The sequence below is a fragment of the Hymenobacter ruricola genome (assembly GCF_015694525.1).
Taxonomy (GTDB): Bacteria; Bacteroidota; Bacteroidia; order Cytophagales; family Hymenobacteraceae; genus Hymenobacter; species Hymenobacter ruricola.
In genome coordinates this window covers 807160-830186 of record NZ_JADQDM010000002.1, presented here as the reverse complement: position 1 = coordinate 830186, position 23027 = coordinate 807160, and the positions used below count along the sequence as shown (strand labels likewise).

The 23027-nt window shown below is 62.6% G+C and carries 16 protein-coding genes; 10 read left to right on the top strand and 6 right to left on the bottom strand.

The window, feature by feature from the left end; genetic code table 11:
* Positions 1 to 160: 160 nt before the first annotated feature.
* The 4 genes from I2H31_RS07645 to I2H31_RS07630 all read left to right on the top strand — a co-directional run bounded on the left by I2H31_RS07645 (position 161) and on the right by I2H31_RS07630 (position 6086).
* Entirely contained in the window at positions 161 to 1144 is a 984-nt protein-coding gene (locus I2H31_RS07645) for an alpha/beta hydrolase (protein WP_196292392.1), read from the top strand.
* Positions 1145 to 1391: 247 nt separating this feature from the next.
* Entirely contained in the window at positions 1392 to 1886 is a 495-nt protein-coding gene (locus tag I2H31_RS07640) for a phasin family protein (protein ID WP_196292391.1), read from the top strand.
* Between the two features lie 175 nt (positions 1887 to 2061).
* Entirely contained in the window at positions 2062 to 3744 is a 1683-nt protein-coding gene (locus tag I2H31_RS07635) for an ABC1 kinase family protein (protein WP_196292390.1), read from the top strand.
* A gap of 236 nt (positions 3745 to 3980) precedes the next feature.
* Positions 3981 to 6086 (top strand): hypothetical protein, encoded by a 2106-nt coding sequence (locus I2H31_RS07630; RefSeq protein WP_196292389.1) that lies wholly within the window; start codon positions 3981 to 3983, stop codon positions 6084 to 6086.
* 495 nt (positions 6087 to 6581) lie between these two features.
* Here I2H31_RS07630 and I2H31_RS07625 read toward each other — a convergent pair whose 3' ends face one another.
* The 3 genes from I2H31_RS07625 to hppD form a co-directional block, all read right to left on the bottom strand.
* The gene (locus I2H31_RS07625) at positions 6582 to 8318 is read right to left on the bottom strand and encodes a phospho-sugar mutase (RefSeq protein WP_196292388.1); all 1737 of its coding nucleotides are present in this window, start codon (positions 8316 to 8318) and stop codon (positions 6582 to 6584) included.
* A gap of 120 nt (positions 8319 to 8438) precedes the next feature.
* A complete protein-coding gene (locus I2H31_RS07620; RefSeq protein ID WP_196292387.1) occupies positions 8439 to 9689 on the bottom strand; it encodes a T9SS type A sorting domain-containing protein in 1251 nt (416 codons plus the stop codon).
* A 135-nt stretch (positions 9690 to 9824) separates the two neighbouring features.
* Positions 9825 to 10958 (bottom strand): 4-hydroxyphenylpyruvate dioxygenase, encoded by a 1134-nt coding sequence (hppD, locus tag I2H31_RS07615; RefSeq protein ID WP_196292386.1) that lies wholly within the window; start codon positions 10956 to 10958, stop codon positions 9825 to 9827.
* A gap of 167 nt (positions 10959 to 11125) precedes the next feature.
* Between hppD and I2H31_RS07610 the strand changes: the two genes are divergently transcribed.
* The 3 genes from I2H31_RS07610 to I2H31_RS07600 all read left to right on the top strand — a co-directional run bounded on the left by I2H31_RS07610 (position 11126) and on the right by I2H31_RS07600 (position 12963).
* On the top strand, positions 11126 to 11512 hold the full coding sequence (locus I2H31_RS07610) for a hypothetical protein (RefSeq protein ID WP_196292385.1): 387 nt from the start codon (positions 11126 to 11128) through the stop codon (positions 11510 to 11512).
* 124 nt (positions 11513 to 11636) lie between these two features.
* Complete coding sequence (locus I2H31_RS07605; protein ID WP_196292384.1) at positions 11637 to 12035, top strand: DUF952 domain-containing protein; 399 nt, start codon at positions 11637 to 11639, stop codon at positions 12033 to 12035.
* Positions 12036 to 12114: 79 nt separating this feature from the next.
* Positions 12115 to 12963, top strand: coding sequence for a hypothetical protein (locus I2H31_RS07600; protein WP_196292383.1), 849 nt, complete (start codon positions 12115 to 12117; stop codon positions 12961 to 12963).
* A gap of 73 nt (positions 12964 to 13036) precedes the next feature.
* Here I2H31_RS07600 and I2H31_RS07595 read toward each other — a convergent pair whose 3' ends face one another.
* Positions 13037 to 14953: an ABC-F family ATP-binding cassette domain-containing protein gene (locus tag I2H31_RS07595; RefSeq protein ID WP_196292382.1), complete on the bottom strand. Its 1917-nt coding sequence runs from the start codon at positions 14951 to 14953 to the stop codon at positions 13037 to 13039.
* Positions 14954 to 15072: 119 nt separating this feature from the next.
* Here I2H31_RS07595 and I2H31_RS07590 point away from each other — a divergent pair, with 119 nt between their 5' ends.
* A complete protein-coding gene (locus I2H31_RS07590; protein WP_196292381.1) occupies positions 15073 to 15894 on the top strand; it encodes a hypothetical protein in 822 nt (273 codons plus the stop codon).
* 397 nt (positions 15895 to 16291) lie between these two features.
* A complete protein-coding gene (locus tag I2H31_RS07585; RefSeq protein ID WP_196292380.1) occupies positions 16292 to 16651 on the top strand; it encodes a hypothetical protein in 360 nt (119 codons plus the stop codon).
* A 91-nt stretch (positions 16652 to 16742) separates the two neighbouring features.
* On the opposite strand, the gene I2H31_RS07580 is transcribed toward I2H31_RS07585, so the two are convergent.
* Together I2H31_RS07580 and I2H31_RS25470 are read right to left on the bottom strand one after the other, a co-directional pair.
* Positions 16743 to 17333 (bottom strand): hypothetical protein, encoded by a 591-nt coding sequence (locus I2H31_RS07580; RefSeq protein WP_196292379.1) that lies wholly within the window; start codon positions 17331 to 17333, stop codon positions 16743 to 16745.
* Positions 17334 to 17510: 177 nt separating this feature from the next.
* Positions 17511 to 21638, bottom strand: coding sequence for a T9SS type A sorting domain-containing protein (locus tag I2H31_RS25470; RefSeq protein WP_196292378.1), 4128 nt, complete (start codon positions 21636 to 21638; stop codon positions 17511 to 17513).
* A gap of 567 nt (positions 21639 to 22205) precedes the next feature.
* Here I2H31_RS25470 and I2H31_RS07570 point away from each other — a divergent pair.
* The gene (locus I2H31_RS07570) at positions 22206 to 23003 is read left to right on the top strand and encodes a carboxypeptidase regulatory-like domain-containing protein (protein ID WP_196292377.1); all 798 of its coding nucleotides are present in this window, start codon (positions 22206 to 22208) and stop codon (positions 23001 to 23003) included.
* The last annotated feature ends 24 nt before the right edge of the window (positions 23004 to 23027 follow it).

Below are 23027 nucleotides of genomic sequence, written 5' to 3'. Positions count from 1 at the left end.
TTGTTTTGCCCAAAAACCGTCTGTCATCCTGAGCAGAGCGAGGGACCTTATTACAGTAGAACTGTTCGCCATAATTACCGACGACTGCAGGCGTAGTAAGGTCCTTCGCTCTGCTCAGGATGACAGACGGTTTCATACACTCTCCCCAAAATCCCACCCCATGCCCTCGTTCCAGCACCTGCTGCTCAAGCAGTTCCTCACGGCCGCGGCTGCGCCTTTGGCCCGCCGCAAGCCCAGCGTGGGCGCCATGCGCCTGGCCATGGAAGCCGGCTCCCTGTTCAATTTCATGCCCTGGCGCGTGCACCTCGAAAGCCTGAAGCTGGACAACCGCCTCGAAGCCGAGTGGCTGCGGCCGCGCGGCGCCCACCCCACGCGCGTGCTGCTGTACCTGCACGGCGGCGGCTACGTGCTGGGCTCCCTCAACACCCACCGCAGCCTGGTGGGCAGCCTGGCCCAGCGCTCGGGGCTCAATGTGCTCACCATCAACTACCGCAAAGCGCCCGACCATCCCTTTCCAGCGGCCCTGGACGATGCCCGGCGCGCCTACCGCTGGCTGCTGCGCCACGGCCACCAGCCGCACGACATCGTGGTGGCCGGCGACTCGGCCGGCGGTGGGCTGGCGCTGGCCCTGCTACTGGCCCTGCGCGATGCCGGCGAGGCCCTGCCCGCCGCCGGCGTCGGCCTCTCGCCCTGGACCGACCTCAACCTGCCCATCACCGCCCTGCGCCGCGTGGCCCGCGAAGAAGGCCTCCTGCTCGAAGCCCTGCAAATGCGCACCTGGGGCCCCCTCTACGCCCACAAAACCCCGCTCACGCACCCGCTGCTCTCGCCCCTGCAAGCCGATTTGCACGGGCTGCCGCCGCTGCTCATCCAGGTTTCGACGGCCGAGGTGCTGTACGACGACGCCCTGAAATTTGCCGACAAGGCCCGGGCCGCCGGGGTGTCGGTTACCCTGCAACCGTTTGAAGGCCTGGTGCATTGGTGGCATTTGTTCTGGCGCATCGTGCCCGAGGCGCGGCAGGCGCTTGACCAGGTGGCTGCTTTTCTGGAGAAAATGTGGGCCCGGGCTGAAGCGGAAAAAAGCAGCGACGGTGGCCGTGGCCACTCGTTGCGCCCGCAGCCGCGCCGGCAGCTAGCCGCCTAGGCGCCGAACCTGGCAAGTGGCTGGCGCTTGGGCGAAAACGGGGGCGTGCTGCCGAGAAAAAATATTGCGCATTTTGATGATTTTGAGCCACTTTAAACCAAATCCGGCGTACACGACTCAACTATATTGCAGAGTGTTCGTACGTTTGCAGCGAAAATAGTCGGCTTGCATACTAATTTTTCAGAGCAAAGGGCTTTGTTTCAACTACTTCGTATTTCACCTTTTCACTTCAACCCGTTTCGTACCCATGGAAGATTTGTTCAAGAAGTTCGTCAATGCCGGCGTCGGCTACATTGCCCAGGGCAGCAAGTCCTTGCAAACCACCATCGAGAAGCTGGTGCAGGACAACAAGATGACCCAGGAAGAAGGGAAGAAAATCGTGGATGAGCTGATGAAGAGCGGCGAAAGCAAGCGCGCCGAGCTCGAAAAGCAGTTCCAGGGCCTGGCCGAGCGCGTGAAAAGCACCGTCGGCCTGGGCGACTCTAAATCGAAAGCCAAGCCCGCCGCCAAGAAGCCGGCCGCAAAGTCTTCGTCGGCTGCCAAGCCCGCCAGCAGCGCCACCGGCAAGCAGAGCTCGGCGACGGCCAAGGCCGCCGGCGCCACCAAAAAAGCGGCCGATAAAGTGAGCAGCGCCGCCGGCTCGGCCCAGAAATCGGCTGCGGCCAAAGTAGGTGCCGCTGCTAAGAAACCGGCTGCCAAGAAGCCCGCCGCGGCCGCTCCGAATGGCGAAGGCCAAGCGTAAGCTCGTCGGTTAACTTTTGGTAAAAGCCCCGTTTGCGTTTCGTGAACGGGGCTTTTACTGTAGCGCGAACTTTGTAGTTTGCGTGGCAGAACGATACCCGAACGGCGCGGGGACGCGAACTACAAAGTTCGCGCTACTCACCATTGGCCGGCCCAAAGCCCTACATTCGCTGTCGATGTTCAAAAACACGATTTCCAACCTGGCCCGCATTCGGGAAGTGGCCGAGGTGCTGCTGCGCTACGGCTTTGAGGACGTGGTGACCACCACGCCGCTGCGCCGCCTCGTGAGCCAGGCCCGCCGCCTCAACTGGCAGCGCGCCGAACGGCAGGTGTTCGAAACCACGCGCTGGGAGCGGGTGCGCCTCATCATCGAAGAACTGGGGCCCACCTTCATCAAGCTGGCGCAGGCCATGAGCAACCGCGCCGACCTGCTGCCCGAGGCGCTGATTGACGAGTTTGAGAAGCTGCAAAGCAACGTGCCGCCCTTCGAGACGGCGGTGGCCCGCCAGATTATCGAGGAGGAGCTGAGAAGGCCCATTTCGGAGGTTTTCAGCGAGTTTGACGACACCACGCTGGGCTCGGCCAGCATTGGGCAGGTGCACCGGGCGCGGCTGCTCACGGGCGAGGAAGTGGTGGTGAAAGTGCAGCGCCCCGGCGTGCAGCAAAAGGTGAAATCGGACCTGGCCTTGCTGCACGAGCTGGTGCGCCTGACCGCGGGCTTCCTGCAGAAGCAGGGCCTGGCCAACCCGCAGGACATCGTGGACGCCTTCGAGCGCAGCATGAGCAAGGAGCTGGACTATACGGCCGAAGCCCGCTCCATGGAGCAGTTTCGCAAGCTCTACGCCGACTACACCACGTTCTACATCCCAAAGCCGTTTCGGGAGCTGAGCACGGCCCGCATTCTGGTGATTGAGTTCGTGAGCGGCTGCAAAATCACCGACAAGGCGCAGCTGCTGGAATGGGGCCTGAGCCCCGAAACCGTGGCCGAAAACGGCATGGACATCTACCTGACCCAGATTTTTGAGTTTGGCGTCTTCCACGCCGACCCGCACCCCGGCAACGTGCTTGTGCAGCCCGATGGCACGGTGGTGCTCATCGATTTCGGCATGGTGGGCCGCCTCACCAAGCAGCAGAAATACGCCTTTGCGGGCGTGTTCATCGGCATGGCGCGGCAGGACGCGCGCAGCATGGCGCTCAACTTCCGCCGCCTGGCCATCACGGCCGAAATCCCGGACATGCGCGCCTTCGAGTCGGATTTGAGCCAGCTCATTGAGGATTTCGCCACGCTCGACGTGAAGGAAATGAGCATGAGCGACCTGGCCGACGCTCTGCAGGGCATCATTTACACCTACAAGTTGCAGGTGCCGGGCGCGGTGTTCCTCATCCTGCGGGCGCTGGTTATTCTGGAAGGCATCGGCAAGGTGCTGCACCCCAGCTTCAACACGTTTGAGTTTGTGCGGCCCTACGGCGCCAAAATTATTCGGGAGCAGTACTCGCGGGCCAACTTGCTCAGCGAAGCCGAATACACCGGCACGCAGCTGCTGGCCCTGCTGCAAACCCTGCCTGCCGACGTGCGCCAAATCGTGCGTAAAATCAGCAAGGGCGAGTTGCGGCTGAAGTTTGAGCTGGTGGGCTACCAAAGCCTGATGCGCAAGGCCGACCAGCTCGTGAGCCGCACCATTCTGGCGCTGCTGAGCGTGGGCGGGCTGCTGTTTTCGGGCCTTTCGCTCATGGGCCGCTACTCGCCCGACATGCCCTACCACCGCGGCGTGCCCGAAATTACGTGGTGGAGCCTGGGCGCCACAGGCTTTATGCTGCTGGTTTTGCTGCTGCTGGGCACCGGCCGGCGGGAGAAGTAGGACGTTGGTTGGCATAGCGTAAGGGCGCAGAAGATGCAGCGGGCAGTGCGCCACCAGCCGAGGTATTTAGGAAGCTTTTTTGTACTGGCTTCAGCAATTATTTGGCTTTGAAGCTTGGTAGCCGCGCTGGGTAAGCCCGACCTTTGCGGCGTGGGCGCCATTTCTGCCCGCGTGACTGCATGCCCTCTTTTTTATTCTCCCGCGTAATTCTGGGCCTTTTTGGTATTTTACTGGGAATGGTGCCGCGCCTTGCCTCGGCCCAAATGGCTCCGGCCGGGCCGCCGGTGCTGCGCGAAGCCAGCCTGCAAACCGACACCGCCACCTACCTGCTCAGCCGCAACACGGTGCAAGTGCAGGGCACGCCGACGCTTTATTTCTGGTTCCGGCTCGATGATGAGACGCTGGAGCTGCGCTTGTTCCCGGCCAATACGGCCAACGCCAAACCCCTGCGCCTGCGCCGCACGCCCGACTACCAGCAACTCGATTCGCTGACCCGGGAAACCGACGGCAGCTTCCGCACCCGCCTCAAGTTCCAGAACCTCACCAGCAGCCAGTTTTTGCGGCTGGTGGTGGAGCAGGCGGCCGACTCGGCCGGGCGGGAGCCGCGCCGGCAGGTGGTGCCGTTGCTGCCGCTGGCCCGCACTTCGCTGGCCCTGCGCGTGACGGACAACGAGCTGTTTGTGGGGGAGGAGAAGGTGTTTGAGCTCACCAGCTCGAACCCGCGTAACGTGCACGCCACCGGCGAGTGGGTGCGCGGCCCGGAATTCGACTACCGCCTCGTGGCCGAAAGCAACGGCCTGCTGCGCCTGCACGTGCTGCCCAACCAGCTGGGCAACCGCACCTTGCAGCTCAAGCTGCAAACCGAGCGGCCCACGCTGCTGGCCGGCAACAAGCTCAGCTACCAGCTGCCGGTGCTCAGGCAGGAATTCAACGTGAAAGCCAGCCGCCTGCGCTTCCTCTCGCCCGACCAGCGCAGCGTGACCATGGACGACGTGAGCCGGCGCCGCGGCGTGGAATTAATCCTCGACAACGGCCGCAGCTTCGAGCTGCACCGCACCTACCGCATTGAAGACCAGGAGGAGCCGGGCGGCGCGCTCATCGCCGAAATCTACACCCGCCAGTACCTGAGCAACGACCGGGTGCTGTGCTATTTCCGCCCCTACAACACCCACCGCCAAACCGCCGGCTACCTCTACATCAAGGAAAACGACGCGCCGCGCTACCTCACCAACCTCGACATCACGCCCCAAACGGTGATTCGGAACGTGCAGGTGCTGCACCGCGGCGGCGAGTGGACGCCCAGCCTGGGCGTAAGCCCTGGCGAAACCGTGGACGTGCGCCTCGAAGGCGAAGGCCTGCAAAAGGCGCGCGTGTCGTTCGAGGACCTGCCCATCATTCCGTCCGATTCGTCGGTGCGCACCGATGCGCGGCTGGTGTACCGCGTGCGCGTGCCGGTGAATTTCGACAAGCGCAAAAGCACGATTTACAACCTGGGCCAGCCCACGGGCTATGCGCTGAGCGTGCGCGAGTTTCAGCGGCCGCACCCGTTGGATTTCGTGTCGGTGACCTACGGCGACGCGGCCCGGCAAATCACGAAGCTCAACGGCCCGGTGCTGTACGACGGCACCATCCGCGACGTGGTGTTTCAGTTCAATCCGGCGGGCATCGACAAGGCCGAGCAACTGTTTGGTAAGCAGTTTCTGAGCTTCGAAATCCGCACCCTCAACGCCAAAGGCGACCTGGTGGAGCTGCGCAATATCGACAACGTGGTGATTTGCCCCGGCGACAACTCGCCCCGCGCCGCCTTCTACGCCGACAAGCAGTGCCGCACCGACCCGTTGAGCCTCAACGCCATCCTCGGCCGCAAAACCTACGACCTCGACGAGTGGAGTCGCATTGTGGTGACGGTGAAGCACCAGGCCAGTCAATACAGCGAAACCGGCTACACCCAAATCGTGGAGCTGGTGCTCAAGCGCAGCTACAAGTTCGACATCGACGTGAGCTTTCCGGCCGGCCTGCTCACGCGCAAGCAAAAAGAAGACAAATTCGGTGACCTGGGCGGCATTTCGCTGGCCACGCTGGCTCAGTTCAGCTTCTACAGCCCCAACAAAATCAACCGATTGCGCCCGTATAAAATCGGTGCTGGCTTCGTGGCCCTCAACGCCTTCAACCTCGGCAGCAGCACCGCCAACCGCGACCTGGGCGTCGTCATTCTGGGCTCGGTGTACCCCACGCGGCGCGAGGCCAAATTCACCTTTCCGCTGTATCTGGGCGGCGGCTATTTGCTGGGCACCAGCCAGTGGTTTTTTATGCTGGGGCCGGGCATCGGGGTTAGGTTGTGAACAACCCAAGCCAGCACGTCATGCTGAGCGCAGTCGAAGCATCTCTCCCGCGCAGTAGTTGTTAATTCCAAAACGTTTCACCTCAAACGAACCATAATCATAAAAGACAGTGGGGCCACTATTAGAACACAAAACGCCATCATATTAATGAGCATGAGCGCATTAGTAAGGCCTTGAATTTTTGAGCGTAAGTAATTAATTGAGGTCAATAGAATCAAAATTATATCGAATATCATAAGCCAGAGAATTAAACCGGCATATAAATTTGCGGCCATCTCTCCATCAGAATTATTTCTGAAAAGCAAGAAGAATACGAGTTCTATTAATAGCAGTAAATACAGAATATTCCTGTTGTATAGCATTTGAATTTTTGGATTAAAAACGTCATGCTGAGCGAAGCCGAAGCATCTCTATCGCAGCAGTAATTGTATGCTTGCGCTGTAGAGATGCTTCGGCTTCGCTCAGCATGACGTTCACTCAGAACTTGGCCGCACGCTATTGGAGCTTCATGTCCGCAATTATCGCCTGAATTTTCTCGTGCGCCTGTCGCTGGGCCAGGTCGAAATCCACTGCTGATTTCAGCGGCTGCTTCACGCTGAAATAGAACTTGATTTTGGGCTCGGTGCCGCTGGGCCGGGCCGAGATTTTACTGCCGTCGTCGGTGAGAAACTGCAGCACGTTGGAGCTTTCCACGCCGGTGTCGGTGGCTAGGCCGGTGCGCAGGTCGTGGATGCGGCCGGTTTTGTAGTCGCGGATTTCCACCACTTTCATGCCGGCGATGGTGGCGGGCGGGTTGGCGCGCAGGCTGGCCATCATCTCCTGGATTTCCTCGGCGCCGCGCTGGCCTTTTTTGGTGAGGGAAATCAGGTCTTCCACGTAGAGGCCGTGCTGGGTGTACATGTGCACCATTTCCTGGTAGAGCGTGCGGCCCTGGTCTTTGGCCACGGCGGCCATTTCGGCCACCAGCGCGCAGGCCGAAATGGCGTCCTTGTCGCGCACGAAGTCGCCGATGAGGAAGCCGTAGCTTTCTTCGCCGCCGCCGATGTAGATTTCGCGGCCTTCTTTTTCGCGGATGAGGCCGGCAATGTACTTGAAGCCCGTGAGCGTGCGGTAGCTGTGCACGTTGTAGGAGCGGGCAATGTCGCCGAGGATTTCGCTCGTCACGATGGTGTACACGATGTAGTCCTTCGGCGTGGCCTGGCCGGCGCGGTGGCGGGCGCTCAGCAGGTAGTTGGTGAGCACGGCGGCCGTCTGGTTGCCATTGAGCAGCACCCATTCGCCCTGGTCGTTTTTCACGCCCACGCCCACGCGGTCGGCGTCGGGGTCGGTGGCCAGCACGATATCGGCGTTGGTGGCTTTGGCCTGGTCGAGGGCGAGTTGCATGGCGCTTTTCTCCTCCGGGTTGGGCGACTGCACGGTGGGGAAGTTGCCATCGGGCGTGGCCTGGGCCTGCACCACGTTCACGTTGGTGAAGCCGAACTCGCGCAGCAAGCCCGGTACCAGCGTGATGCCCGAGCCGTGAATGGGCGTGTACACGATGTTCAAATCGTGCTGCCGCTGAATGGCCGCCGGGTCGATGCTGAGCTTGCTGGCGGCAGCGAAGTACCGCGCGTCGATATCGGCCCCGATGCTGACAATTTTTGACGGGTCGGCCTGGAATTTTACTTCGCTGGGGCTGGTGATTTTGTTGACCTCAGCGATGATGTTCTGGTCGTGCGGGGCCACCACCTGCGAGCCGTCGTTCCAGTACACTTTGTAGCCGTTGTACTCCTTGGGGTTGTGCGAAGCCGTAATCACGCAGCCGCTTTGGCACTGCAGCTCGCGAATGGCGAACGACAGCTCCGGCGTGGGCCGCAGGGCTTCAAACAGGTACGCCACGATGCCATTGGCCGAGAAAATGCCGGCCGCGATTTCGGCAAAGGCGCGGCTGTTGTTGCGCGAGTCATGCGCAATGGCCACCTTGATTTGCTGGCCCGGAAAGCTCTGCAACAAGTAGTTGCAGAGGCCCTGCGTGGCCATGCCCAGCGTGTATCGGTTCATGCGGTTCGAGCCCGGCCCCATGATGCCGCGCAGGCCGCCGGTGCCAAATTCCAGCGTGCGGTAGAAGGCGTCGGTGAGCTGGTCGTCCTGGCCGTCGGCCTGCATCTGGCGGATGGCAGCCTGGGTATCAGCGTCGTAGTCGGGCGTGAGCCAGGTATTGATGGTGTTCTGGACTTCGGGGGTAAGGGGCATAGGAAGAAAGAAAAGGGATTGGTAAGCCGGAAACGGACCGTAAAGGAAAGTGTTTTGCCGGAAATGGCCCGCCGGAGCATCAGCTCAATTTTCTGGGCCAGAAAGTTTGCCCAAACCAGGTCAGCGAAGCTCGATTTTACGGGAGAAGGTGCCGGTAGCGGAAGTTACCTGCAATACATACAAGCCCGCGGCCAACGTCGACACCGCTAGCTCCTGCGCGGCGGCACCGGCCGGCAGGCGGCCTGTTGCCACGGCCCGGCCCTGCAGGTCGCGCAGTTCCAGGGCGAACTCACCGGCGAAGCCACCGGCCCGCTCGATGCGCAGGGTCTGGCTGGCGGGGTTGGGCGCCACCGTGAACAGGTTGGCTTGTGGGGTGGCCGTGGCGGTGGGCACGGCCGGGGCTAGCCAGGGCCGCGTGTTCAGGGCGTAGAGCCGCGCCGGGACCGTGACGATGCTCGTAATCTGTTCATTTGAGATAAACACGCGGTATTGGTCCACGAAAGTCAGGCCCTCGGCCTGGCCAATGAACAAGGCGTTGGGCAACTCAATCCGGCGCTTGTTGCCTCTTAAAAACTGCCCGTTGCGGAAGTCCGACAGCAGCCACATAAAGGTGGCGCCGGTGCTGGCGTTGTAGCCCAGCAGCGCCGCGCCGGTGCCCGCGGGGTTGAGGTCAGCAGCCGTAATCAGCCCATTCACGTTGAAACTGCCTTTGAAATGCGCCACGTAGGTGCCGGGGTGCGCCGGAATGGTGTAGTACTTGGTGCGCAGGTCGGCCCAGTTCTTGGTGAAAAGATGCAGGGAGTCGTTGAAGTAGAAAAAAGCTTCGCAGTCGAAGTTATGGTTATTAGTGCCGGGGCTGAAGTTGGTTTGGTCGGGGTAGCTGAAGGCAATGCTCTGCGCTGTTACGGCCACCGATGGCCCAGCACCAATGTCGGCTTTGGCCACGCGGAGCACCCGCAAATCACGCCGGTCGCCGTTGTTGTTGCCGAAGTCGCCCACGTAGAGGTATTGCGCATCGGCGGCCAGGTCCTCCCAGTCCACGTTGATGAAATTGGTGATGACGACCTGTTGTAACACCGCGCCCGAGGTCGAATCAATCTTGTAAAAGCTGGGGGTGTTGTTGCTGTCGTTGTGGGTCCAGAGGCTGCGGTCGGTGTATTGCAGCCCCGAGCTTTCGGGCACGGCGCTGCCCAGGGGCGTTTTGGTGGTGAGGGTGGCGCTGGTGCTGGCGTACTGGCAGGACCCGTCGTTGACGGTGGCGGCGGGATTATAATTGGTGGCGCGCGGGTCGGTGCAGCCGTTTTGCGCGCGGACTCCTGAGGTGGCTAGCGCCAGCAGCAGAAACAGAAAGGGAGTAACGGTTTTCAGCATCGGAAATGCAAAAAAAGAACGTCATGCTGAGCGTAGCCGAAGCATCTCTACTGCAATAGTAACTGAATTACTTGCGCGGTAGAGATGCTTCGGCTACGCTCAGCATGACGTGCCGGGGTTGTGCGTCAGACTGGCTTACAAGTTGCCGCGCAGGGCCTGCTCGCGCTCGATGCTCTCGAACAGCGCCTTGAAATTGCCCTTGCCGAAGCTCTTGGCGCCTTTGCGCTGAATGATTTCGTAGAATACCGTGGGCCGGTCTTCCACCGGCTTGGTGAAGATTTGCAGCAGGTAGCCTTCGTCGTCGCGGTCCACCAGCAGGTTCAGGGCTTTCAGCGACTCGATGTCCTCATCAATGGCGCCGATGCGCTCAATCAGGTCTTCGTAGTAGGAGCCCGGCACCGTCAGGAATTCCACGCCGCGGCGGCGCAGTTCGGTCACGGTGGCGCGGATGTCTTTGGTGGCGATGGCGATGTGCTGCACGCCGGGCGAGTGGTAGAAGTCCAGGTACTCCTCAATCTGCGACTTTTTCTTGCCTTCGGCGGGCTCGTTGATGGGGAATTTCACGTAGCCGTTGCCGTTGCTCATCACCTTGCTCATCAGGGCCGAATATTCGGTCGAAATGTCTTCGTCGTCGAAGGTGAGCAGGAGCTTGAAGCCCATCACGTCCTCGTAAAACTTCACCCACTGGTTCATTTCGCCCCAGCCCACGTTGCCCACGCAGTGGTCCACGTGAATGAGGCCCACCGGGGTGCCCTGCGGCACGCCGCTGGTTTTGGCCACGTAGCCGGGCATGAACGGGCCGCTGTAGTTGGTGCGCTCCACAAAGGTGTGGATGGTTTCGCCGTAGGTGTAGATGCCCGAGAGCGTGACCGAGCCGTGCTCGTCTTCCAGGGTGTAGGGCTCGAAGGCCGACTTGGCGCCGCGCTTGGTGGTTTCCTCCCACGATTTGCGGGCGTCGTCCACCCACAGGGCCATCACCTTCACGCCGTCGCCGTGCTTGGCCACGTGCTGGGTGATGTCGGAATCGGGCAGGAGGGAGGTGGTGAGCACCAGGCGGATTTTGCCTTGCTGCAGCACGTAGCTGGCGCGGTCGCGCAGGCCGGTTTCGGGGCCGGCGTAGGCCACCAGTTCGTAGCCGAACGCGGCCTGGTAGTAGTAAGCCGACTGCTTGGCGTTGCCGACGTAGAATTCGACGTAGTCGGTGCCTTTCAGCGGGAGGAAGTCCTGGGCGGTGGCCGACTGCACGTCGGGCGAAGTCATGGTTTGCATAGGCGGGGTACGAAAGAAAAGGGGTGGGGGATGAACGCAGTAAAAATACAGCTTTGATTGGTTCCGGCCCCGATTTGCCGGCGCGCCGGGCCGGGCCGGCCGCCGGGCCGCGCAGGTTTGGCAATTCATCCCCATTTTTGTGCCCAATCATCTGCCTTAGCGCCCCCATGAACACCGAAGAACTGAACCGCGCCCTCGTGGCCCTGATTGAGAAAAAGGCCGAGCTGCACACCCTCAAGTACGACGACGCCCGCTACGACGACGTGGAGGAAGCCCTGCACGACCTCGAAGACGACTTCAACGACGAGTACGGCGACTTCCTGGAAACGGCGCTCGACAAGGTGCACACCGACCTGAAATCGGATACCGACGTGCTGCTGCCCACCGCCTACCTGCCCAGCACGCCCGGTTCCACGCCCTCGCCCAAGGAAGGCGTCTGGGTCGATTCGGAAAAATACCCCGGCAAAGAAGCCCGCATCACGCTGGTGCCCAACCCCGTGCGCATCATGCTCACGGTGGGCAAGCAGGTGCAGCAGGAACTCTGGAAAGCCTAAGCTGCCGGGTTCTTAACAAAATCAAAACCCCGTCATGTCGAGCGCAGTCGAGACATCTCGCATGCCATAGTAGACCAATCGAAAGGAATACTATGGCGCGCGAGATGTCTCGACTGCGCTCGACATGACGGTTTACTTTTACCCCAATAACCCCAACTACCCCATGCTCTACCGCATCGCCGAGCCCGCCGACTGGCTCCACGCCCAGCAAACCGGCCACTTCGCCAGCCCGGACCTTGCGGCCGAGGGCTTTATCCATTCTTCCGAGCCGCACCAGATTCTCGAAACGGCCCGCCGCTACTACGCCGGGCGCACCGATTTGGTGTTGCTGGAATGGGACGAGGCCGCCCTGGCCGCCGCCCGCGTGCGCGTGGAGCGCGAATGGGTGGCGAGCCGGCAGCAGCACTTCGCGCATGTTTTCGGGCCGGTGCCGCTGGCGGCCGTGCGCCGCGCCTGGCCGTTTGGGACCAATGAGCAGGAAGTGTTTCAGCTGCCTCCTGAGTTACAGCCGGCCGGCGCATAATTTTTTTGAAGCCGTGCAACCGTGGCGCGGCGCCGTGCATCTTCCGCCCAGAAGCTTCTATACTTAAACAGTCAGTTTTATGCTGTCTTTTTACTTCCGTCCGTTGCGCTGGCTGGCCCTGGTGGGGCTGGCCACGGCTTGCGCGCCCACCTATCAGCTGGGGGTGAAACCCGCCAAATCAACCGGCCTGTTTGCCGAAGGCCGCGAGCAGGCCCAGGCCGTGGCCGACAGCGTGGAAGTGCGCCTGAGCTTCGTGTGCTACGAGGCCAACCGGGTGGTGTTTGAGGCCGAATACCGCAACCCCACGCGCCGCTCGCTGGTGGTCGACCCGGCCGCTTTCCAGTACGAAGCCAACCGCCTGCCCGCCCCGGCCCCCGACGCCCAGACCAAAGCCAAGCGCCCCAAGCCCCTGCCCGGCGCCGAAGTGACGGCCGCCGTGGCCGCAGCCAGCATGGCGCTGCCCTTGCCGCCGCTGCCGCCCCGGCCCGTGGCCGCCTTCGACCCCGAGCCCGAAATCAGCTCGCTGCGTGCCAAAGCCGACAAAGAAGCCGAGAAAGCTGCCCGCTTCGACTGGCTGGGGCTGGCTTTGGGCGCCGCCAGCCTGGCCACCGATGTGGCCAGCATCGGCAAGCGCGAAACGGCCGCGCAGTACCAAAGCCGCGCCGCCATCCACGACGCAGCCGTGACTTACAACGCCATTTCCGCGGCCACCAAAATCGAGCACGCCGTGGCAGCCGAGGTATTGCAGCAGCGCGCGGCTATGTTGCAAGACTACGCGCTGCGCAAGGTCACGCTGGAGCCCGGCCAGCAGGTGCGCGGCTACCTCTATTTTCCGCGCTACGACGCCGCCGATGGCTTCGTGCTGCGCGCGCCGGTGGGCAGCGCGGTGGTGCCGCTGGAATTTGCGCAGGTGCGCAAGCGGCAGTAATCCAAGCCAAACGACCACAAAAAGGCCTGCGCAACACCGTTGCGCAGGCCTTTTTGTTTCAGCGCGGTAGGAGCTACAGGAGGTCGGCTAGCTCCAGCCAGCGCAACTCCTTTTCTTCCAACTCCTGATTCAGCGCCGACAGGCGTGCGCCCCAGGCAGCAAAGTCCTGCGGCGAGCCACTACCGCCGTTCAATTTGGCGGTGATGTCCTGCTTCTCGGTTTCGAGCGTGGCCATGGTTTTTTCGAGTTGCTCGTATTCCTTCTTCTCGGCGAAGGTGGCGCGGCGCTTCTGTGGCGACGGGGCTACTGCCGTGCTCACGGGTACGGGCGCGGCCAGCTTGGCAGCGGCGCGGGCGGCTTTGGCGGCTTTTTCTTCTTCGATGAGGGCGGCTTCGGCTTCGCGCTCTTCGAGGTATTCGCGGTAGTCGGTGTAGTTGCCGGGGAAGTTGAGGACGGCGCCGCCGGGCTCGAGCACGAAGAGGTGCTCGGCGAGGTGGTCGAGGAAGTACCGGTCGTGGCTGACGATGAGCAGGCAGCCGGAGAAGTGCAGCAGGAAGTCTTCCAGGATGTTGAGCGTGGCCAGGTCGAGGTCGTTGGTGGGCTCGTCAAGAATGAGGAAGTTGGGGTTTTTGATGAGCACGCGCAGCAGCTGCAGGCGGCGCTTTTCGCCGCCGCTCAGCTTGCTTACCAGCGTGTATTGCTGGGCCGGCGGGAAGAGGAACAGGTTGAGGAACTGGCTCGCGGTGAGCACGTCGCCGTTGGCCAGCTCCACTACTTCGGCCACTTCCTTCACGATGTCGATGACGCGCTGCGAGGGGTCGAATTCCAGCTCGGTCTGGGTGTAGTAGCCGAACACGGTGGTCAGGCCCACGTCGATGGTGCCGGAGTCGGGCTGCAGCTTGCCGGTGAGCATGTTGAGCAGCGTGGACTTGCCCGCGCCGTTCGGCCCCACGAGGCCAATCCGGTCCTTTTTCTTGAACACGTAGCTGAAATCGTCGAGCACCACGTTGTCGCCGAAGCGCTTGTTGAGGTGGTCGGCTTCGATGATTTTGCCGCCCTGGCGGGTGGTTTTCACGCTCAGCTCCACCTGCTGCTTGGTGAGGTTGGTGCTGGCCTTTTCCTTGGTGACGTAGAAGGCGTCGATGCGGGCTTTTTGCTTGGTGCCGCGGGCCTGGGGCATGCGGCGCATCCAGTCGAGCTCCTTTTTGAAGAGTTGACGGGCCTTCTCCACTTCCACGGTTTCGCGCATTTCGCGGTCGGCCTTTTTCTCCACGAAGTAGGCGTAGTTGCCCTGGTAGCGGTACACCTGGCCCTTGTCGAGCTCCACGATTTCGTTGGCCACCTTGTCGAGGAAGTACCGGTCGTGGGTCACCATCAGCAGGGTGAGGGTGGGGGAGGAGAGGCGGTTTTCGAGCCACTCGATAGTGGCCAGGTCGAGGTGGTTGGTGGGCTCGTCAAGGAGCAGCACGTCGGGCTCTTCGATGAGGACGCGGGCCAGGGCCACGCGCTTGCGCTGCCCGCCCGAGAGCTGGGCCACGTTGCGGGTGAGCAGCTCGCCGAGGATGCCGAGGCGGCCGAGAATCTGCTGCACCTGGGCTTCGTAGTCCCAGGCGTTGAGGGCGTCCATGCGTTCGAGCACGCGCTGCAGGTCGTCGGGCTTGTGGTCGGGGTCGTTGACGACGTGCTCGTACTCCTGGATGGCCTTGAGCGTGTCGTTCTGGCTGGCGAAGATGGTTTGCTCCACGCTCAGGCTTTCGTCGAACACGGGGTTTTGGCCCAGGTAGGTGACGCGGATGCCTTTGCGCACGCTCACCTCGCCGGTGTCGGGGGCTTCGAGGCCGGCCAGTACCTTCATGAGGGTAGTTTTGCCGGTGCCGTTGATGCCCACAAAGGCCACGCGCTGGCCTTGGTTGAGGCCGAAGTTGAGGTCTTTAAACAGCCAGCGGTCGGCGTAATTCTTCGAGATGTTCTCGGCGGATAACAGGTTCATAGGCCGCAAAGGTACGGCCGGGGCGGGCGGGGTTGGGATAATGTGCTGCTTTTGACGGCTGAACTTGAACTCCGGATGAAAAGGTGGTATACTAGATTTCTCAACTACCTCAACATTTCATGGACACCAATCAAATCAACTTCGAATCAGCAATTAGACCCGCTTTGGCAGAACTATGGTCACGGTATTCCATTCAACCCTGGACTCACGACGAGCAAGGCCCGCTAGCTCCGTTATTCCCAGCTTACGCACTGCGGGAGCAAATTTTGGTATTAGGGCTAAACCCATCTTATAATCAAAAGCACCGCTCATTGACCTCCTACAAACCGGATTATTTCAGCAAAGGATATTTTAATCGAATGGAGAATTTTATGCGTCAGGCAAGTGACAAATACGATGCTTTATTGCATCAAGTGCCTGAAGAGGCTTATGGGCAGTTGTTCTTTTCTGGGAAACTAGAATGGTCGCACTTAGACCTGCTTTACATGCGCACAACCAAGCAACAACAGTTGCAGAAAGATTTGTGGGCCACGCCAGAAGCAGCGGGTTTCTGTTGGGAGCAATTACAAATCACCAAGAAGCTAATTGCCCGTTTGCGTCCGACGATGATAATGGTCGCAAACAAATTTGGCCAGACACTTACTGGCTTTAACCGTGATAAAAAAACGGGGGGCAATGAATGGATGGGTCTGCAATTCTCTGACGAGGCCGACGAATACGGCATGTATCGAATTACTGACAGCACTACCGCTGGTAAACCGGACCCCGATGGCGCTTTCGGACTGGCTGGAACACCTGTGCTTTTCACAGGCTCTTTTGCAGGTACTAACCCTCGTTCAATTTCAAAAGATGACGCGTTGACTACGCAGATAGCAGCTGCATACATTCGCGGTGGTGATGCTCATGTCGAGCGTTGGCACATGAATGGCCCCGACAACTAATAATATCATTTCTGTTTCTCCCAGCCCCACCCGCGGCGCCCGACACGCCCCGTCGCGGCGGGGGCGTAGGGGCGGCGGAGATGCAAATGGCTTGATGGAATATGCGAATGGCCTGTTGGGATATGCCTTCAAGCTATTTGCATATCCAAACAGTTTCAAGACATATCCAAATGGCTTGATGGTACATGCAAATAGACTGTTTGCATATGCAAATAGCTTGCAGCCATATGCAAACAGCTTGAAGCTGTTTGCATATGGCTGCAAGGCATCGGCAATGAGCCGTTTAGCGCCGGGCAACGCCTTGAAGAAGATAAAAAAGCCGGGTAATTAGCAGCGCCGTAGAATACCGGTATATTGCGGAGGTAAACTTCTTACCACCTTTTCATTTACCCATCTTATGGCATACAAAGCCCGAGAATCTGCCCCCATTGCCAAAGCCCAGGCCCGCGTCAACGGCCTGGCCGCCATCGACCCCAAGCTGGACCTCGGCGAAACCATTTCCGTGGCCGAAGGCACGGCCAGCATCGCGGCCGCTGCCAAAACGCTCAGCGACTACAACAAGGCCCTGAAAACCGCCGACGACCTGCTCAACCAGCTCAACGCGCAGGAAAAGGCCCTCGGCACCTGGAGCGCCCGCGCCCTGAACGGCGTGAAGTTCAAGTACGGCGACGACAGCTCGCAATACGAGATGGCCGGCGGCGTGCGCAAGAGCGAACGCAAGAAGCCCGTGCGCAAGGCCAAGCCCAAAACTTCGTAGGCCAGCCCCGGCTTGCCGCCCTACAAAAAGCCCATTTCCCGCGCGGAGATGGGCTTTTTGCGTTGCTGCTACACCCGCGGGGCTGCCGTTCTCACTTTCGGGCCTGGGCTTCGAGGTAGGCTTTGAGGCCGAAGTCCTGCTTGTAGAGCATGACGCCGGGCGCGTGCACGAGGAAGGCCACGATGGCGGCCGACTTGCCGCGCTCGGGCCGGCTCAGCTCGAACGCAATGCCGTCGAAGGGCGCGTCGAGGAGGGAGCGGGGCTCTTCGGTGCCGAGCTGCAGGGTGAGGGCTTTGTCGTGGCGCGGGTAGCGGGGGGCAATGTCGGCCACCGGCGAGCCGATGTGCAGGCCGTTGGCCAGCTTGAAGGCCGGCGAGGTGGTGCGAATGAGCTGCACGGTGCGGGCCTTGGAGCCCGGCGCGGCCCCGGCCGGGCGGGCCCAGAACACGTCGAGCTGGCTGGGGCGGTTGCCGGCCACGGTTTCCTTGCCCACCCAGGTGTTCCACGACTCGCCCAGGGCGCCTTCGGTGTGGGTGGGCGGGCCGAGGGGGGCCAGGGAGTTGAGCGGGTCGGTGCCGAGGGCTACGGTGCCGATGCTGCGGCCGGGCACCACCAGGTAGCGCGGGCCGGGGGCGGCCAGCACGGCGGCGCCGGCCAGCAGGAGGGTGGGGAGGAAATGCATGGCGGGCGGAATGACGAGGCGGACGGCCAGCGTTTTGGATGCGACGAATGAATTTATACGCAAACACGGCGAGGGCGAAGGCCGCTTGCAGGCCGGTTTACCAATTGATGCCAACACGCCAATAAAAAAAAGCCCCTGAAGCAACTCAGGGGCCTTTTCTTCTACAAGCTTCTGCGGCTACTCCCGCGTCAGGAGCAGCGACTGGCTCACGGCGCCGCCGCGGATGCGCACCACGTAGGTGCCGGTGGCCAGCGGCTGCAAGTCGAGCGGGTGCTGGCCGGCGCCGGGCAGGGCGTAGGAGGCCACCTGGCGGCCGGTGAGGTCGAGCACCTGCACCGTGTAGTCGCCGGCGGGCAGGCCGCTCAGGTCGAGGGTGGCCGCGCGGCCGGCGGGGTTGGGGTACACGGTGGCCACACTAGTGGCGCCAAACACCACCGGGCGCACCGCCGAGTAGCTGCTCGTGCCGTCAACGTCGACCTGCCGCAGGCGGTAGTATACCGGCTTGCCGGCGGCTACCTGGCGGGCCGCGCCGAGGTCGGTGAAGGCATAGTCGGCACCTGTGCGGCTTTCGCGTTGGCCGCGCACCACCCCGATTTCGGCGAAGGAAGTGCCGTTTACACTGCGCTCCACCACGAAACGGTCGTTGTTGTGCTCGCTGGCGGTCTGCCAGCTCAGCTGCGCATCGGTGCGGGCGGCCAGGGCCGCGAAGCGGGTCAGCGTCACCGGCAGGGGCGCCTGGATGGTCACGTTTTCGGGCGTGCCCGCGCCGCCGGCGTAGTTGCTGCCCGTGGCGGTGCCCAGGCTGGTGTCGGTGCCGCCGGCGTAGTTCTCGCCGGGCTGCACGGTGGCGGTGGCCACGGACGTGCGCAGGGGGTTGGTGTAGCTCACCGTGGCCGAGGCCCGATACGGCACGCCGTTTTGCGCCGTGGCATCGATGGTGGCCCGGAAGGTGAGCGTGAGCGTGGCCCCGGCCGGAATGGTGAAGCCCGCAAACACCGGCTGGCTCACGCCGCTGGTGGGCAGGCTGATGCCGGTGGGGGTGGAGGTGCTGCCGTCGGCCTGGGTAAGCGTGGCGGTGGGCGCGTAGGTGCCGTCGTACTTAAACAGGTTGTTGCGCAGGCTGCCCAGCACGCTCACGCCGGTGGCCGTGCCGCCGGTGTTGGCAATGGTGATGGTGTAGAGGGCCGGGTTGACAGGTCCCGCCGCGCCGCCGGCGCGCGCCACCAGAGGCGTGGAGGTGCTTACGGCCACGGTGAGAGCCGGCAGGCAGGCCGCCGTGCCCGAGCCGCTGGTGGCGGCATTGGTCAGGAGGCTGCCGCTGGTGCCGGCCGTGGCCCCGAAAGCGTTGGTGAGGCCGCCGGTGGTGCCGTTGGCGCCGCCCGCCACCGAGGAGGCCGCGGCCACTGCGCCGTTGGCCAGCACCACGCCGCCACCCCCGCCGCCGCCGGGGCCGTAGGCCGCGCCGCTGAGGTTGGCGCTGCCGCCCCGGCCGCCGCGGGCCGTCACGGTGAGGTTGGCCAGGGTGCTGACGTTGCTCACCAGCAGCAGCACCGAGCCGCCCGCACCGCCGCCGCCGGCCCCGTCGGTGGTGGTGGTGGCCGCGCCCAGGCCGTTGGCCCGCACGGCGCCGGTGCCGGCAATGGCGCCGGTGCGCAGCAGGATGATGCCGCCGCCGGCGTTGCCGCCGCTGGCCAGGCCGCCGTCGTTGGCCACGCCGGCCCCGCCGCCGCCGCCCATGGTCAGGCGGCCCACCGACGCGCCAAACGCGGCCCCGCCGATGCCCTGGGCGTTGTCGCTCACGTTGCCGGTGTAGCTGTTGCCGTAGCCGCCGAAGCCGCCTTCGCCGCCGTTGGCGCCGCCGCCGCCGCCGGTGTTGCGGGCGTTGTTGCTGGGCGAAAGGTCGGTGCCGCCGCCGCCGGCGTTGCCGGGGGCGCCGCGGCCGTTGCTGCCGTTGCGGTAGCCCTGCAGAAGTTGCCCGATGAGCGAGGTGTAGTTGCCGTTGACGTAGGTGGGGGTGCCGGCCGTGCCTTCGCCCTTCGAGCCGCCGGTGCCCAGCAGAGTGAGGCTGCTGAGCTGATTAAAATCGGTGCTGCTGAACAGCGCGCTCGCGCCCACGCCGGTGTAGAGCTTGCCCCCGCCGCCGCGGAAGCCGCGGCCCGTCATGGTCAGGCGGGCATTGGTGGCGAAGGTGGTTTGCCCGGCCACGTCAAGGGCCAGCACGCCGCCGGCCGCGCCGTTCCAGGCCGCGCCGGCCACCGAGTCGGCCACGGCCAGGGCCGAGTACTGCGGCACCCGCACCACCTGGAAGCGCCGCTGCCCGGTGGGGTTGCTGCTGGCGTCGAAGTCGAGGTTGTCATAGGCATTGGTCAGCGCCTGATTTAGCACCAAAATGCCGCCCAGCGAACTGACGCTATTGGCCGCCACGGCGTATTCGTAGAGGCCGGCCGTGAACTTGTCGTTGCTGCCGGTCAGGTTGCCTTTGCCGCCGCTGCCGCCGCTGCCGTAGCTGGCCGCGTTGGTGGTGTTGAGCACGGCGCCCTGCATCTGCATCACCAGCACCAAATCGCCGGCCGCGATGGGCGTGTTGCTGGCGCCCGTGCCGGTCAGGGCCGGGCCCAATACGATGCTCGTGGCGCCGCCGGTAGTAGTGGCCAGTACGCCGGGGAAGTAGGTGTTCGGGGCCGAGCCGGCCCCCAGGCTGCCCACGCCGTCGTTGCCGGGTGTGGCGCACACGTCATTCACGTTGGCCAGCCCGCTAATGAGCGTGGTGATGGTGGCGATGTTGTTCTCGCTCACGGGGTCGGGCTGGGTGGCCGTGTTGGCCGTGGTGCCGGTCACCGAGCCGCTGGCCGGGGCCGTGAAGCTGACCGTGTTGGTAGCCGGGGTGCCGCCCGCCGCCAGGCTGCTGCTCCCGAAGGTGACGAGGCCCGAACCGTTGGCGTAAGTGCCGTTGCTCACCACCACGCCGCCCAAGTTGGCGGGCAGCTGGAGCGTGGGCACCACGTTGGTGGCGGGCAGCGAGCCCAGGTTGGCCGTCGTGACGGTGTATTGCACCTGGCTGCCGGGCGCGGCGGCCGTGGGCCCGCTCACGCTGTTGGCAATGTCGGCCCCGCGCACGATGACCGTGAGGTTGGCCGGAAAGCCGGTTTCGCCCAGCACGTCGTTGGCCGTGTAGGGCACCGTCACCACGCCCGCGAACGTGCCGCTGGGCGTAAACGTGACCACGCCCGCCGGCGTCACCGCAAACGAGCCCTGGCCCGGCACGGCCAGCGTCGTCTGAATGCCGGCCTGGTTGGGGTTCAGGTCGACGCTGCCGGGCGCGTAGTTGGCGTAGGAAAACAGGTCGTTGCTGATGACGTTCACCGAAACCGGCTGGTTGTAGGTGGTGCTGGCCACGTCGTCGTCCAGGGTCGGCGTCTGCCGGATGGCCAGGTTGCGGATTTCGTGGAAGTTGGTGCTGCTGCCGGTCGAGCCCGCAAAGCCGATGCGCAGGTTATCGGGCGGCCGGGGCACCACGAAATTCCGCACCGCCGTTTCCACCGCGAAGCCGTGCTGAATGCGGACCGTGACGCGGTAGGTGCCGTTGGTGGGCACCACGTCGATGTAGGCCCGGCGGTAGTCGGCCGCGCCGGCCTGCGCCCGCACCGTGGGCACGTCGAGGCTGAAGGGCAGGGTGGGCGTGCCCGTTAGGTACTGATAATCGGTAGAGCTGTTGCCGTTGCCGGCGCCGCGCAGGGCCACCGCGTTGGGCGTCCGGTTGGGCGAGTTGATGCCGCCCACCCGGCCTTCGGTGGCGTTGGAGAAGTTGCCAAACTCATCGATGCCGATGCCGATGTAGCCAAACGGCACCCCGTTGCTGAGCGGGGCCACGGTTTTCTGGGCGTAGCCCAGCGAGCCGCCCGAGGCACCCGGCGTGAAGGTGGCCGCCGAGGTTTGGTCGGCATCTACCAGAAACACCGAAAAGCCGTCGGCCCCGGTGCCGCCGTAGGCAAAGAACTCAAACGAGATGCTGAACCCGTTGGGCGCCGGGAAGGAACCCTGGTCGATGGCAAAGCCCGACTGGTTGGTGGCGTCGGTGGTCAGGCGCAGGTAGCCGGCGCCGTTGGGGTCGGTGCTGGTGGCGGCCGTCAGGGCCGCGGTGCCGCCCAGCGTAAAGCTCGCCGCCGTGCTGTTCTGGAACGACTCGACGCGCGGAAACTGAGCCCGCACCGGATGCGCGGAGCCCAGCAACGCCATAAAGCCGAGCGCCCAGGCGGCCAGCGGACGGGTTGGCCAAGACCAACTGAAAAAGGAGAGTTGTTTCATAAGGGTAGGTTAAGTAAATGAGTGCGGAATATGATTTAATTGCTTTCAAGTAGCAGTGAAGCACTTGAATTGAAAGCGTAATTGCAAGTATAGTTTCTGCGCTTATGAATAGAGTTGATTTATCAGAAAAATGTAAAAATTATTTTTTTGAAAAGTTTGTGAATCAATGATTTTTACGAATAAGTCCAATGTATTTCAAAACATAATTCAATTAACTTATTGTACGAAATAATGAGCTTTGATAGTCTTTTTTAATTATTTTTCAGGGGGTAATTCAAATAGTGCAAACAGAATTAATTGGAGGTGGGCTTTGGCTAAGATTTTCTGGAATGAGTGCTGTTGGGGGTGAATGCCTTTGCGATTAGGCTATTTGAGAAGCCCGCAGGATTGCCGTGGACTTGGGGTAATGCAGCGCATTGCTCAGAGGCCGGCGCTGAACCTTGCGTGCTGCTTCGGGAAGACGTGAGCCCGGTCGCGCCGGCTTCCACCGCCACCCGTCCCAACGGGTGGATGCTTAGCGGCACGCGGCGCATATATTTGCTTTACAATTAGCCTTCCCGCACCACTATGCGCACTGCACCCCGCTTCCGGACCTACTTATCAGGGCTGAGCCTGGCCTTTCTGACGTTTGCTACTTCGTGTTCGCGCGATGCCGTGGCGCCCAGCGGGGCCGTGGTGGGGGCGCTGGCCCCCGTGGCCGGGGTGGGCAGCATCACCGCCGTGACGGCCACCGCCGCCGACGGGCACACCTACACGGCAACGCCCGATGCCCAGGGTAATTTCTCTTTTCCGACGCTGCCCCCCGGCACTTACACCCTCACGTTCAGCACCAACACCAGCACGTCATCTCCGTGGCGAATCCCGGTAACCGTGGTGGCCGGGAGCACCACCACGGCCCAGGTGCCAGTGCTGACGCACGACAACGTGGTGCGGGGAAAGATGAGCTGGACGCTGAACGGCACCACCTATTCGGCCACGGAGTTCGGCGGTAAGTTTGGGCCCTACTTGTACCTGCGCGGCTCCTATAAAGCCGCCGGAGCTCCCGCGCAATGGAACGATGTATTCCTCGTTATTCCCGAAGAGAACAAACAGGGAAAAATATTTGCCGGGCCGGGCACTTACCCCTTGGGCGTGAGCGAAGCGGGTGCTTTTGCCGAGTTCACCACCTATCCAAACGGCCCGCTGGCCAGCTTTTCCCGGTACGTAACCTACTCGGTGGGCGCGCCGGTGGGCACCGTCACCCTCACCCGTTACGATGCGGAACAGGGCATCGCCACGGGCCGCTTTGAGTTTGTGGCCGATGCCAACGCGAATGCTACCGGCCAGGTTGCGGTGACCAACGGCAGCTTCGAGGTGACCTTCTAACGGCGGCACTATCCCCGCCGCAAG